Genomic DNA, 13924 nt, shown 5'->3' with positions numbered 1-13924 from the left:
CTTCCCAAGGCATGTCGCCGAAAGCAAAAAGGCCACTGAAGGGCTGCCTTCCTGGCCTTGCTGTCTCGTCGTCAGTACTTGAGCCGGATGGATCGTTTCCAGCATGGACGTTCGGCGCGAACTTTAGGACCTGAGGGGCCGGATATCAACAAAAAATGTCGCGTTTTTGCACAGGGCGCTTGAGTTGCCTTCCCAAGGACCTGTTTAACCGACCTGCATGACAGGCAGATGTTCCCTTGGACCTGGAACGACGATGAGACAAGGGCTGCCCTGCCTGTCAGTTCTGACAGTAGACGGATTGGCTGTCCGCGCGCCCAATAAACCTCAAGCCACCTCATCTGGAAACGATCATGGACGATATACACGATGAAACCGCAGGCTCGGAGCCTTCCAGCCTCACGCCACGTCAAACAAGCTTTACCGTCATCGGGAGGACCTCTGCCGACCTGAACAAGGTTCGGCAGAGGCGATCCTTGCCGCACAGTGACTACCAACCAACCGGTATCTATGTCACGAAAGGCGAACACCTGGAACTCAGCTACTACCAAGACACGGCAGTAAAGATTTGGGCCGTTTTCGGCGTTCCCGAACTCAACACCCCCGTCCTCAAGCCTCTGGCTTTCGGTTATAACAGCTTTGACGTGCCTGAGTCCGGCCTGCTGAGCTTTATCTGTCAAGACGCGGGCCATTCCGTCACTGTAATTATAAAGGGGGCTTACAGCGGTGTGCCTGCCTTCTGGTTGAAAGAAACAACCAACGCGATGTGGCAGAACATGATGGTCCAATACAATAATGCACCTGTTGTGATGCTGACCAGCGAGCGAGCCATTATCGTCGTCCGCTACGAAAGCGCTCGGGACCACATCAAAGACCCCGAAAAACTGATGACCTACTACGATGAGCTCATTCGGTCTCAGGATGACATCTCGGGGATTTTGGGCGAAGGGGAGACGGAGTGGGCAATAGACCCCAATAAGCATCTTTATGTAGAGGCCGACTCGCTCTATATGTTTGCAACTAATGGGCACATGGGGTTCACCGGCGCGACGGCCTTGAGCTACTTGTTATCAGGCAATCCTGCACAGGGCTGGGGCCCTTGGCATGAAAGCGGTCATCAGCGGCAGCTGTCTCCCATGAATTGGGAGGACATGACTGAGGTGACAGTTAATATATATTCACTTGCAACACAAGAACGAATGGAAGGCCGTGCATCGCGCCTGGACGTTGAGTACCCTGTCATAAAAGAATACCTGAACAGTCCACACCGGGAGTTCAGTCGTCTTCCAAATCACTTTCAGAGAGTCGCCATGCTTTGGCAACTCCACCTTACCTTCCGCATTGGTTTCTACCCTCAATTGCACCAGCGCTACCGGCTCATGCAAAACCTGCCACAGGGGAATGAAGATGTACTTCAGCGTTTTATCGTGGAAACCTCACTGCTCACCGGAAGAGACCTGTCGACCTTTTTCGACCGTTGGGGAATTTATCCAACACCCGAGACGCTGCGACAAATATCAGACTTGCTGCCGCTGGAAAAAAACATTTGGGAAACCGACGCAACAACGTCATTTCCGATTTTTTTGCCTGTTCTGACGTATTTTCCTGAACTGGCCCATATCCGGGCGGACCTACAGGCCGACTTCAGGCAAACCACCCGCTTCTCCATTAATGAGAAATGGTACGGGAGATATCGCTACAGCGTGACCAAGAATGGGCTGGTTATGTCAACGTTAAATCATACGTCTGCTGTAAATTGCAGCGTCAGTTTTGATGGTGACCGTTGCTATGTAGACACCCCCATCCAGATCATGCCGGGTGAGCGATGGGCTGTAAATATCGTACCTAACGATTTTGACATAATCCACTATGAGGCCGCCAGCAATCACGACTACCCTTTGCTGCTGGCCAGCATAAAAAATCTGTTTACCGATGAGCGTTGTGTCGTGCTAAAGCCCGGCCTTACACAGCAAGCTTTGAACATGTATTTTTCAGAGGTTAACAGCCTTAAACCTAACGCGATTCATGCTCGCTTGTTGCATCGAGCGCAGCGTATTTTTCTAGAAAACATGATCCGTAGCGTACAGATAACCTCGCAAGGTATCAGCGTCACTTTCGCAACCGCCGAATTCAAAAATTATAACTACCAGCTAAAGGTGGATAAATATACTTTTGCAAGGCTTGACAAGGGGTACCCTCTCTATTCGGAGCTGGTTGAAAACACCTGGATAACGAAATTATCCGTAGCCCATAATCTTCTGTATTCCATCTCTGTGAGCCTGGACCACTCAAGCACACCTTATACACTTTTTTCAGGAACCCTCGCGGAAGGCAATATAGTCCAGCCGATACGGGCGCTTTTCACCGACAACACCATGACTCAACTCACCTCCTTGGCCGATCAGAAAACCGTGACTGCCTTGTATGCGACAGTCAATGGCAACCCGGTTATCAGCATCAAAAATCGCGCAGATTATCGATCGTATCTGAACATTGCACAGCACATGCTACTTCAAAGAACCATCACCAAAGTAGTACGGACAGCGAGCAGCCTGTCTGTGCATTTTACGGGGGAGGCGTACAAACAATTCAACTTTAAGATGTATGTCAACAATGCTTATGTATCCGAGATCACCCAAGGGGAGGCTTATTACTCCAGCGTGAGCAATGGGGTGTGGACCACTTCCGGTACGCATGACAGCGACGACAACTGCAAAGTCACTTGCGATTACAAGGGCGCAACCTACGTCCTGTACGAGAGTAATGCGGCAGATAGACACACTGAAACCTGGGCGCAAGACCCGTACGTTACTCATTGCGACCCGAGAGACCTGTAACTGCACTTGTTACCGCCAGTCACAACGACTGGCGGCAACACGGCAAATCAAGAAGCCACTTGCTCGGCAGGCGAAACAATACTGGTCTTCATGCCGCGCGAACGGCCCGAACTCAGATACGCCGCAATCGACTCTTGCGTCACCTCACCCAGGAACACGTTCTCGGCATCCAGCACCGGCAGCCAGGCGCGGTTGAACTCGTACATACGCGACAGCAGGATGCGCAAGTGCTCGTCGTAGGCCGCCGTGGCGTTGAACTCACGCAGGAACTGCGCGCACGTGCCTTGCTGGCGATGCAGGTCACGACGTCGTACGTAGCCCATCGCCTTGTTCTCGCTGTCGGTGACGACGATGTAGCGACGGTCGTTTTCGTCCATCACCTCCAGCGCATCGGCAACCGGGGTTTCCGGGCTGACCGATGGCGCGTTGTCGGCGGCGTCTTCTGCCTTGACCAGCAGCAGGCGCTTGAGGGTGCTGTCCTGGCCGACGAAGCTGCTGACGAAGTCGTCAGCCGGATGCGCGAGCAAGGTGTCCGGGTGATCGATCTGCAGCAGTTTACCGCCACGGAAAATCGCGATCTTGTCGCCCAGCTTGATGGCTTCGTCGATGTCGTGGCTGACCATGATCACGGTCTTGTTCAGCGCCCGCTGCATCTCGAAGAACTCGTTCTGGATCATCTCGCGGTTGATCGGATCGACCGCACCGAACGGCTCGTCCATCAGCAGCAACGGCGCATCGGCCGCCAGCGCGCGGATCACCCCGATACGCTGCTGCTGACCACCGGACAATTCGCGCGGGTAGCGATGCAGGTACTGCTTGGGCTCCAGCTTGATCATGCTCATCAGTTCGCGCGCACGGTCATGGCAACGCTGCTTGTCCCAGCCCAGCAATTTAGGCACGACCACGATGTTTTCCTCGATGGTCATGTTCGGGAACAGACCGATCTGCTGGATCACGTAGCCGATATTGCGACGCAAGGTCACTTCATCCAGGTCAGTGGTGTCTTCGCCGTTGATCAGCACTTTGCCGGAGGTCGGCATGATCAGACGGTTGATCATTTTCAGCGTGGTGCTCTTGCCGCAGCCCGACGGGCCGAGGAAGACACAGATTTCGCCTTCGTTGACCGTGAGGCTGACCGAATCGACAGCCTTCACTTCTTTGCCGTTGCTCTGGAAAGTCTTGGAGAGGTTCTGGAGTTCGATCATTTCAGTAATCCTTTTGGAGTCAGCGTGCGTTGCAGCCATTGCAGAAGCAGGTCGGCGATGATGGCCAGAATACTGACCAGGACCGCGCCGACGATCAGCATCGACATATCGCTGCGGCTGATAGAAGCAAGAATAAGTACACCCAGGCCACCGGCACCGATGGTCGCGGCGATGGTCATGACACCGATGTTCATCACCACGGCGGTGCGCACACCGGCGAGAATGACCGGCACGGCAATGGGCAGTTCAACCATGCGCAGGCGTTGGCCGAAGGTCATGCCAATGCCTTTGGCGGCTTCACGAATGCCCGGCTCGACGCCAGTCAGGGCCAGGTAGGTATTACGCATGATCGGCAGCAGCGAATAGAGAAACACTGCAGTGATGGCAGGCATCGGGCCAAGGCCCTGACCGAACTTTGAGTAGAACGGCAGCAACAGGCCGAACAACGCAATGGACGGCACGGTCAGCAGCACGGTGGCGCTGGCTTGCAGCGGGCCGGCCAGCGCCGGAAAGCGGGTCATCAACACGCCCAGCGGGACGCCGACCAGAATGGCCAGGGTCACCGCGATGCCGACCAGCGTGATGTGCTGCCAGGTCAGTTGCAGGACTTGTGCCCAGTCCAGATGGGAGAAGGCGCTCAAGAAACTCATATCGTCTCCTTCCTTAGTTCAATGGATGCTGGCGCAGGAAATCTGCAGCAACCGAGGATGGGCTCTCATGGCCGACGTCGACGCGAGCGTTGAGGTCGATCATGGTCTGATTATCCAGAAGCTCAGCCAGCGGCTTGAGCAGCGTGGCGATGTCCGGATGCTTGTCCAGGTACTCCTGACGAATCACCGGCGCAGCGGTGTAGTCCGGAAAGTAGTGTTTGTCATCTTCGAGAACTTTGAGCTTGAACGCATTCAGGCGACCGTCGGTGGTGTAGACGAGCCCTGCGAACACCTGGCCATTCTGCAATGCCGTGTACACCAGCCCCGAGTCCATCTGCCGGGTATTCTCACGTCCCAGATTCATGCCGTAGTGCTTGACCATGCCGACCAGGCCGTCGGAACGGTTGGCAAACTCGGTGTCCAGCGCGACCAGGTGCCCCTCTTTGGCTTCGTCCTTGAGCACTTTGGTCAGGTCGGTCATGGTGTTGACCTGCGGGTACTTGTCGGCAATCTTCTGAGGCAGTGCCAGCGCGTAGGTGTTGTTGAACTTGGACGGGGAAAGCCAGACCAGGCCTTTCTTTGCGTCGACTTCCTTTACCCGCGCATAGGTCTGTGCGCTGTCGAGCTTTTCATCGATGTGGTTGTAGGCCACCAATGAAACGCCGGTGTATTCCCACAGCAGATCCAGTTGGCCGCTTTCCTGTGCGCTGCGCGCCAGGTTGCTGCCCAGACCGCCAGTGATTTGCACATCGTAGTTTTTGGTGCGCAGATATTGTGCAGTCAGCTCAGCGAGCATGGTCTGTTCGGTGAACACCCGTGCGCCGACGCGTAATAGCGGCTTTTCCGCGGCTTGGGCAAATGCCGGAAACAGCAAGGCAAAGCCTAAAAACAAGCATATTTTTTTCATGAGAATTCCTTCGCTCAGCGAGCCAGTCCGCGTTCCAGCCAGAGACGACTGGCCAGTGTCACCAGGCCATCGAGCAGCAGCGCCAGCAGCGCGGTACACGCCGCGCCCAGCACCAGTTGCGGCTGGTTGTTCAAGGCAATACCCGGGAAAATCAGGCTGCCGAGGCTGTTGGCACCGATGAGAAACGCCAGCGGCGCGGTCCCGACGTTGATCGCCAGCGCGACACGCACGCCACCAATAATGATCGGCACAGCGTTGGGCAATTCGACACGCCACAGCACTTGGCGCGGGGTCATGCCGATACCGACGGCGGCTTCCTTGAGTGAACCCTGAACGTTTTTCAGGCCTTCATAGGTGTTACGCACGATGGGCAATAGCGAGGCGAGAAACAGCGCGAAGATCGCCGGCCCGCTGCCGATCCCGAGTATCCCGAGGGCAATGGCCAGAACGGCGAGTGGCGGAACGGTGTTGCCAATGTTGAATATCTGCATGAAGCGTTCGGCGCGGCCCACCATGCTCGGTCGGCTGAGGGCGATGCCTGCGGGAATACCGACCACCAGGGCCGCCAACATTGAAACCAGAACCAGAATCAGGTGAGCCTGAAGGTAGAACAGCAGGTCATCCTGGTATTGCTTGATAGTACTGATGCCGATCCAGTGGATCAGCAGGGCCAGGAGTGCGATCACAACCGCGCCTCCCAATAGCCCCTTGCCATAGCGATTAGCCACAGGCGGACTCCTTATTTCAGTCGGCGAACGCGTTGACCAGGGCGTCCAGAAAGACACCGGCAATAACGTTCGCGAAGAGCAGCGGGTGGGTCGCCGGTAAGGGTTTAACCTCGGCGAAAACACAAGCCATAAGCGCAGCTTCGTCAAGCCAACATGCTGATGAATCAGCCCCTTGCATTGGCTTCGTTGCGAGCCTTGACGGGGGAGTGGACGTCTCCACGGCCTGAAAGGTTCCCACACGAGACATTATCTGGCCATCGTTTATTGTCTGAACGGTTCGGACATTGCCGCGATTTGAGCTATAATCTGCGCCCTTTTTAGATCCCATCCCAGGCGATTTCCCATGACCCAACAGGCCGCCGAAGTCGCGAAACGCCGCACTTTCGCCATTATTTCCCACCCGGATGCGGGTAAAACCACCATCACGGAAAAACTCCTGCTGATGGGCAAGGCCATTTCCGTCGCCGGTACGGTCAAGTCGCGTAAATCCGACCGCCACGCCACCTCCGACTGGATGGAAATGGAGAAACAGCGCGGTATCTCCATCACCACGTCGGTGATGCAGTTCCCGTATCGCGATCACATGATCAACCTGCTCGACACCCCGGGTCACGAAGACTTCTCCGAAGACACCTACCGTACCCTGACGGCCGTCGACTCGGCCTTGATGGTGCTCGACGGCGGTAAAGGCGTCGAGCCACGTACCATTGCCCTGATGGATGTCTGCCGCCTGCGTGACACGCCGATCGTCAGCTTCATCAACAAGCTGGACCGCGACATTCGCGACCCGATCGAGCTGCTCGACGAAATCGAAGCGGTCCTCAAGATCAAGGCTGCGCCGATTACCTGGCCAATTGGCTGCTACCGTGACTTCAAGGGTGTCTATCACCTGGCTGACGACTACATCATTGTTTACACCGCAGGCCACGGTCACGAACGCACCGACACCAAAATCATCCAGAATCTGGACTCCGACGAAGCCCGCGCCCACCTGGGTGACGAGTACGACCGCTTCGTAGAGCAACTGGAACTGGTGCAGGGCGCTTGCCACGAATTCAATCAGCAGGAGTTCATCGACGGCCAACTGACCCCGGTGTTCTTCGGGACGGCTTTGGGCAACTTCGGCGTCGATCACGTGCTTGATGCTGTGGTGAACTGGGCGCCGATGCCGCTGGCACGGGTTGCCAACGAGCGCACCGTCGAGCCGGAAGAAGAAAAATTCGCCGGTTTCGTGTTCAAGATTCAGGCGAACATGGACCCCAAGCACCGCGACCGTATTGCGTTCATGCGCATTTGCTCGGGGCGCTACGAGAAAGGCATGAAAATGCGCCACGTGCGCCTGGGCAAGGACGTGCGAATCGGCGACGCGCTGACCTTCTTCTCCTCGGAGCGTGAGCAACTCGAAGAAGCCTACGCTGGCGACATCATCGGCCTGCACAACCACGGCACCATCCAGATCGGCGACACCTTCACCGAAGGCGAAGCGCTGGGCTTCACGGGTATTCCGCACTTTGCCCCGGAGCTGTTCCGCCGCGTGCGTCTGAAAGACCCGCTCAAGTCCAAGCAACTGCGCCAGGGCCTGCAACAGCTCGCCGAAGAAGGCGCCACGCAGGTGTTCTTCCCGCAGCGCAGCAACGACATCATTCTCGGCGCCGTCGGTGTGCTGCAGTTCGACGTGGTCGCCAGCCGCCTGAAGGAGGAATACAAGGTCGAATGCGCCTACGAGCCGATCACCGTCTGGTCGGCCCGCTGGATCGACTGCGCTGACAAAAAGAAGCTTGAAGAGTTTGAGAACAAGGCCGTGGAAAACCTGGCAGTGGACGGCGGCGGTCACCTGACCTACCTCGCCCCTACCCGCGTGAACCTGGCGCTGATGGAAGAACGCTGGCCCGACGTGAAATTCCGCGCCACCCGCGAGCATCATTGACGGGCCGATGGCGCCGCGGTGTGACGCGGAGCGTCACGAACTGATAAGTGTCCGAGAGAACACCTATCGTGCCGATGCTCCGCGTCGGCATGCAGTTCTGGACGCTCCGCGTCCTGTCCCGAACCTGCGGCGCAGCGCAAATCTGTGACGCGGAGCGTCACCCACGGCATTCCCACGCTGGAGCGTGAGGAACGATGGACGTGTCCAAAAATACGCTCTGCGTCCGCTCCCGGTTGGTATCCACTGACCTGAATCAACCATTCAGCGCAAAATGAGAATTAATCTCAATAGTGCCTTGCTATTATACCGATAAGAATTATTCTCATCTAACCCGAACAGGAGATGAGACATGACTTATTTGATCGATGCATGGCTGGACCGACCACACCCTTACCTGAGAATTCTTCATCGCGAGACGGGGGAAGTGTGTGCCGTTCTGGAGGAAGAGGCATTGGAGGAGTTGCGCGATCAGGGCGATCTGGACGTGTGCAGCCTGAGTTCAAGCGAGCCGCTGGTGCTCAAAGAGCTGGTGAGAAACCTGTTTCTGTTCTGCTATGCGCGAGCGTTGCGCCCGATGGGTGAGTTGCACTGAGCATGAAGCGTCAGCACAACTCCGCCGCTGAACGAGTCAGCGCGATTCGTTCAGCGATTTTCTGTATCGAACGGGTCGATTACAGAACGTCCAGCAGTTCCACGTCGAACACCAGCACGCTGTGCGGTGCGATGCTGCCGACGCCCTGAGCGCCGTACGCCAGTTCGCTCGGCACGTGCAGACGCCATTTGCTGCCGGCGTTCATCAGTTGCAGCGCCTCGGTCCAGCCTGCGATCACGCCGCTGACCGGAAACTCGGCAGGTTCGCCACGATCGTAAGAGCTGTCGAAGACAGTGCCGTCGATCAGCGTGCCGTGATAATGCACGCGCACCTGGTCTTCACGGGTTGGCTTGGCGCCATCACCGGAAGTCAGCGCTTCAAATTGAAGACCGGAAGCCAGTGTGGTCACGCCTTCGCGCTTGGCATTTTCAGCCAGGTAAGCCTTGCCGGCGCCTGCAGCCTGTTCGGCCTTGGCGGCTGCTTCGGCCTGCATGATTTCACGGATGACCTTGAAGCTGGCGGACATTTCTTCCTGACCCACACGGCTTGGCTGACCGCCAAACGCATCGCGCAAGCCTGCAACAATGGCTTCCAGATTGACGCCCGGTGGCGGGTTGTCGCGCAACTGGTCGCCCAACTGACGGCCGATGCCGTAGCTGACGCGGGTTTCGTCGGTGGACAGATTGACTTCGGACATGACACTGCTCCGCAAAGGGGCACGCAGTCGATAATCGCGTAAAACCTGAACGGTCATCACGCTTTACCCCTGATGCGCCCCGAACCAAAAGGGCAAGCAGCCTAGCACAATTGAGCCCGCACGCCCTATCGCAGCAGCTATTGGCCCTTGGCGGTCAGGACCACGACGAATGAAAGGAAATCGGCATGCGCATCTCGGAGCGATCGTTGACCGGCATGCCGCACAGCTCATCGTGCACCACGCAATGCACCAGATAAAACGGCACCACCGGCACATTCTTCAGCAGTTCACGGGCATGCTCGACCGAACGAAGGTGCAAAGTCTTGCCGGCCGCATCCTTGAGCATCACTGAAGTGCCGTTCATGCGCACATCGAGCAGATAGATACCGCCTTCGATAGAGATCAGGTTCAGCTCTTCGACCCGACCGGCCTGGGCGTGGTCGGTAAACTCCTGGTAATTCATGGTCGAACCTCCTGCGCAACGTCTAATGCATCGGAACGGACGTTTTACAACACACTGCGGCGACATGCCAGATACGAAACCATCCGCCCTTTTTATCCTTCACAGGCTCAGTGCTTGGTCAGCTTGTCCAGATAGCCCATCGCAAACGCGGAGATCACGAAGGTCATGTGGATGATCACGTACCACATCAGGTATTCAGGCTTGATGTTGGTGGCATCCATGAACACCCGCAGCAAGTGGATAGAGGAAATCGCCACGATGGAAGCCGCAACTTTCATCTTCAGCGAAGACGAGTCCATGGTGCCCAGCCAGTTGAGCTTTTCCTTGTCATCATCGATGTCCAGTTGCGACACGAAGTTCTCATAACCGGAAATCATCACCATCACCAGCAGGCCGCCCACCAGCGCCATGTCGATCAACGACAGCAGCACCAGAATCAGATCGGCTTCTGCCAGGGAAAAGATATTGGGGATGACGTGAAAGATTTCCTGGAAGAACTTGAGACACAAAGCCAACAGGCCCAGGGAAAGACCGAAATAGATCGGCGCAAGCAGCCAGCGCGATGCGTACATGGCATTCTCAAAAAAACGTTCCATTGGTACTCGCAAGGTGTTTTGAAAGGACGGGCGAGTATATCAGCGGTAACGCGCTGCTCTGGAACTGCGACAAAATATCGCACGGCCGGCGCACAAGGCACCGCCGAGGAGCTGGATGTTCAGGATCAAAAGAGTGATGAGCGCTGGCAAACCGCCCCGTCACCGCCGATTCGCCTCAGCTCGGCCTGCATGTGCAGCGACCAGATCGGCACATCGTCGAGGCATCGGTAGCCGTGCAACGAAAGGTTTTCGAGGATGCTCGTCAGCACCGACTGCGCTTCGGGCATGCCATTGAAGGGCCCCTGAGACTTGATTGCCGATGGCTGCTCTTGAGCCATGCCCGCCGCAAACAGCACCAGCCACTGCCCATTGTCATGAGGAAGAGGCCGGATGACACATTCGATGCGGGTCATCAGCCCCATACATTCTCGGGTAAGGCAAAGGCTACGCTGCATGATGCGCTCCTGATCAGCGACAGTATTCATCCTTCTCATAAGCAGAATGCACGCCAACCCTCTGGCTGCTGCGGTCATGATCAAGACTAGAAGAAAACCCGCTCTACGCGAAACCGCCCTGATAAACGGAGTACCGGGCGGCATCAGCACCGCCCGGTTCAATGAGCACCGTTATCAGATTTTCAGCTCGGGTTGCAGTTGCGCAGGCTCCTTTTCCAGCTCTTCCTTGAGGTCTTCGTCGCTGAGCATTTCGGCGATATCACGCAAGCGCTCCACCACGCGCGCATTGACGCTGCCTTGCGGAAACTCGCCGTTCTCGTCAGGCGCACCGGCGGGCTCACCGACCAGCAGGCTCAAGGCCTCGTCAGCCTGACGCACTGCGTAGATGTGGAACTGCCCGTCACGCACGGCTTGAACCACGCGTTCATCAAGCATCAGGGTAGTGACGTTGGCGTGCGGGATGATTGCGCCCTGCTCACCCGTCAGGCCACGCGCTTCGCAAAGGCGGAAGAAACCTTCGATCTTCTCGTTGACCCCGCCCACCGCCTGCACTTCACCGAACTGGTTGATGGAACCGGTAATCGCAAAACACTGCTTGAGCGGCGTGCGCGACAGCGCCGAGATCAACGTGCAGGCCTCGCCCAGCGACGCACTGTCGCCGTCCACGTAACCGTAGGACTGTTCAAGCGCGATACTGGCGGAGATCGCCAGCGGGAACTCTTGTGCGTAACGGCTACCCAGGTAACCGGTGAGGATCATCACGCCCTTGGAGTGGATCGGCTGGCCCAGATTGACTTCACGCTCGATATCGACGATGCCGCTGCCACCCGGATAGACCGTCGCGGAAATACGCGCCGGCACACCAAACGCCGAATCACCGACCTCCAGAACCGTCAGGCCGTTGCACTTGCCGACCGCTGCGCCGTCGGTATCGATGAGGATCACGCCGGCCATCATGTCATCGAGAATCCGCGCAGAAACCCTTCCGGTGCGCGTGGCCTTGGCCTTGAGCGCACGTTCGATGTGCCCGGCGTCGGTCTTGTCATCGTTGGCCAGTTGGCGGATAAAGTCGGCTTCGCTGACCAGTTGAAACAGGTCCCCGATGCGCGCCGACAAACGGCCTTGATGCTCGGCCAGTCGGGCACTGTAGGTCGCCAGACGTGCCACCGCATCGGCGGTCAGGGGCGCCATGCCCTCCTCAGAGGTACGGGTTTTCAGCAATTGCGCGAACTGCTCCAGCGTCTCGTCGACCATCGGGATTTCTTCGTCGAAATCGACCAGCACCCGGAACATCTCCTGAAAGTCAGGATCGAGGTCTTGCAGGGTGTAATACAGCGAACGGGAGCCAATGATGATGATCTTGACGTTCCACGGGATCACCTGCGGCGTCAGCGTCACGGTTGCCACACGGCCCAGTTCACCCAGCGGCGACTCCATTTTCAGCTTGCGTGATTGCAGGGTGCGTTTGAGTGCGTCCCAGACAAAGGGCTCGCTGAGCATTTTTTCCGCTTCCAGAATCAGGAAGCCACCGTTGGCACGGTGCAGCGCGCCGGGGCGCAACTGGCGGTAGGTGGTGTACAGCGCGCCCTGATCGGTGCTGTATTCAATGCGCCCGAACAGGTTGTCGTACGTGGGATGCTGCTCGAACACTACCGGCGCGCCGCCGTCACGGGTGTTTCCGACCACCAGGCTCGGGCTGTACTGCTCTTCCAGCAACTTGCGCGCCTGGGCATCGGTCTTGGCGTCGTCGACCAGTTGCTCGACCAGCGTCTTGAGCAGGTACACCTGCATCGCTTGCAGGTACGCGCAGACAGCGGCGTTTTCGGCGTATTTTTCCGAAAGCGGCGCCAGCAACGGCTGCAAGGTCAGAGTAATGGTTTCTTCATTGAGTTGACGCAGCTGGTTATTGGACTCGCGTTTCCACTGCGGCAGGCTGGCCAGCTCTTCGTTAAGACGTTCCTCAAGGGAGGAAATATCTTCGTGAAAACGATCACGGTCGGCCTCGGGCAACTGCGAGAACTCGGCTTCGTCCAGCGCCTTGCCATCGGCCATCGGTGTGAACGCGATGTTGGAGTTGTCGCGATACAGCGCAATGTCCTTTTCCAGCGACAGGCGCTCGATCACATCCAGTGCGCGGTCGTAACGCTGATTGAACGCGCGGTCGATCGAGCTTTTCTTTTGCTGATAGGACGGATGCTCGAACACTGCCGGGAAGGTCACCAGCAGGTTGTCGATCAAACCGCCGATATCGGCCATAAACTCATGGGCGGTGCCGGGCGGCAATTCCAGGGCTTTGGGCTCACGGGGCTCATCGAAATTATTGACGTACACCCAGTCCGAAGGCGCCTGCATGCGCTTGCCTTCGGCCTTGAGGTAGCGTTTGACGAACGAAAAGCGGCCAGTGCCGGGCTCGCCCATGACAAACACGTTGTAACCGGGGCGCGGCATGGCAACGCCAAACTGCAAGGCTTCTACGGCACGCTCCTGGCCAAGTACACCGCGAAAGGGTTCAAGCTCGTGGGTGGTCGCAAAGCTGAACTGCTCAGCGGAAAACGGACGGGTCAGCGCGTTTGGCGCTAGGCGTAGGTTGGCTGCGACAGAATCGGGCATCAGTAATCCTTACATCAGGCGGGGCAGATGTCGGCATTCTGGCGCTCGCCGCACGCGACTTGCAAGGCAGGAAAGCCCCGAAAGGCGCTCGTGGATGCAAAGCCTTCACCGTTGTGCGAAAAAAAATCTTTTTCCGGCAATAATCTGCAATAGATCGCGGAACCCTTGGAACCCGCCTACGCTCCAAATTGCGCAGGTGGTTGCTGGTTGGCCGTCTGCCTTGATGTGATTACTCAAGAAACTCGACCCTTGGCTGAACT

At 57.1% G+C, this 13924-nt stretch carries 12 protein-coding genes; 3 read left to right on the top strand and 9 right to left on the bottom strand.

The features are described from left to right. Positions 1–350: 350 nt before the first annotated feature. Positions 351–2834 carry a M60 family metallopeptidase gene (locus QRN38_RS20710; RefSeq protein ID WP_057417948.1) on the top strand — a complete coding sequence of 828 codons (2484 nt, stop codon included), beginning with the start codon at positions 351–353 and terminating at the stop codon, positions 2832–2834. Positions 2835–2881: 47 nt separating this feature from the next. Here QRN38_RS20710 and QRN38_RS20705 read toward each other — a convergent pair whose 3' ends face one another. From QRN38_RS20705 to QRN38_RS20690, 4 genes are read right to left on the bottom strand one after another with little or no spacing between them, the layout of a single operon-like run. Next, positions 2882–4039: an osmoprotectant ABC transporter ATP-binding protein OsmV gene (locus QRN38_RS20705; RefSeq protein ID WP_003368676.1), complete on the bottom strand. Its 1158-nt coding sequence runs from the start codon at positions 4037–4039 to the stop codon at positions 2882–2884. After that, positions 4036–4689 carry an ABC transporter permease gene (locus QRN38_RS20700; RefSeq protein WP_005745339.1) on the bottom strand — a complete coding sequence of 218 codons (654 nt, stop codon included), beginning with the start codon at positions 4687–4689 and terminating at the stop codon, positions 4036–4038. The genes QRN38_RS20705 and QRN38_RS20700 overlap by 4 nt, the downstream gene beginning before the upstream one ends. 13 nt (positions 4690–4702) lie before the next feature. Beyond that, positions 4703–5596 carry a glycine betaine ABC transporter substrate-binding protein gene (locus QRN38_RS20695; RefSeq protein WP_005771655.1) on the bottom strand — a complete coding sequence of 298 codons (894 nt, stop codon included), beginning with the start codon at positions 5594–5596 and terminating at the stop codon, positions 4703–4705. Between the two features lie 14 nt (positions 5597–5610). Beyond that, entirely contained in the window at positions 5611–6324 is a 714-nt protein-coding gene (locus QRN38_RS20690; RefSeq protein ID WP_003379713.1) for an ABC transporter permease, read from the bottom strand. Between the two features lie 343 nt (positions 6325–6667). Here QRN38_RS20690 and QRN38_RS20685 point away from each other — a divergent pair, with 343 nt between their 5' ends. After that, on the top strand, positions 6668–8251 hold the full coding sequence (locus QRN38_RS20685; protein ID WP_005620539.1) for a peptide chain release factor 3: 1584 nt from the start codon (positions 6668–6670) through the stop codon (positions 8249–8251). Positions 8252–8600: 349 nt separating this feature from the next. Continuing rightward, positions 8601–8843, top strand: a complete 243-nt coding sequence (locus tag QRN38_RS20680; protein WP_002555214.1) for a PA4570 family protein — start codon at positions 8601–8603, stop codon at positions 8841–8843. A gap of 79 nt (positions 8844–8922) precedes the next feature. Here QRN38_RS20680 and bamJ read toward each other — a convergent pair whose 3' ends face one another. The 5 genes from bamJ to QRN38_RS20655 form a co-directional block, all read right to left on the bottom strand. Continuing rightward, positions 8923–9540: a BamJ family beta-barrel-assembly machinery protein gene (bamJ, locus tag QRN38_RS20675; RefSeq protein ID WP_005736691.1), complete on the bottom strand. Its 618-nt coding sequence runs from the start codon at positions 9538–9540 to the stop codon at positions 8923–8925. Positions 9541–9694: 154 nt separating this feature from the next. After that, positions 9695–10003 (bottom strand): DUF6482 family protein, encoded by a 309-nt coding sequence (locus QRN38_RS20670; RefSeq protein WP_003379717.1) that lies wholly within the window; start codon positions 10001–10003, stop codon positions 9695–9697. A gap of 107 nt (positions 10004–10110) precedes the next feature. Next, positions 10111–10599, bottom strand: coding sequence for a TIGR00645 family protein (locus QRN38_RS20665; protein WP_005771658.1), 489 nt, complete (start codon positions 10597–10599; stop codon positions 10111–10113). Positions 10600–10724: 125 nt separating this feature from the next. Further along, positions 10725–11054 (bottom strand): PA4575 family protein, encoded by a 330-nt coding sequence (locus QRN38_RS20660; RefSeq protein WP_007243765.1) that lies wholly within the window; start codon positions 11052–11054, stop codon positions 10725–10727. Positions 11055–11228: 174 nt separating this feature from the next. Then, positions 11229–13664, bottom strand: a complete 2436-nt coding sequence (locus tag QRN38_RS20655; RefSeq protein ID WP_005771663.1) for a Lon protease family protein — start codon at positions 13662–13664, stop codon at positions 11229–11231. Positions 13665–13924 lie beyond the last annotated feature (260 nt).

The organism is Pseudomonas sp. CFBP2511 (assembly GCF_030209255.1).
Taxonomy (GTDB): Bacteria; Pseudomonadota; Gammaproteobacteria; order Pseudomonadales; family Pseudomonadaceae; genus Aquipseudomonas; species Aquipseudomonas avellanae.
Note: the sequence above shows the minus strand (reverse complement) of the source record. Positions and strands in the feature narration are given on the sequence as shown.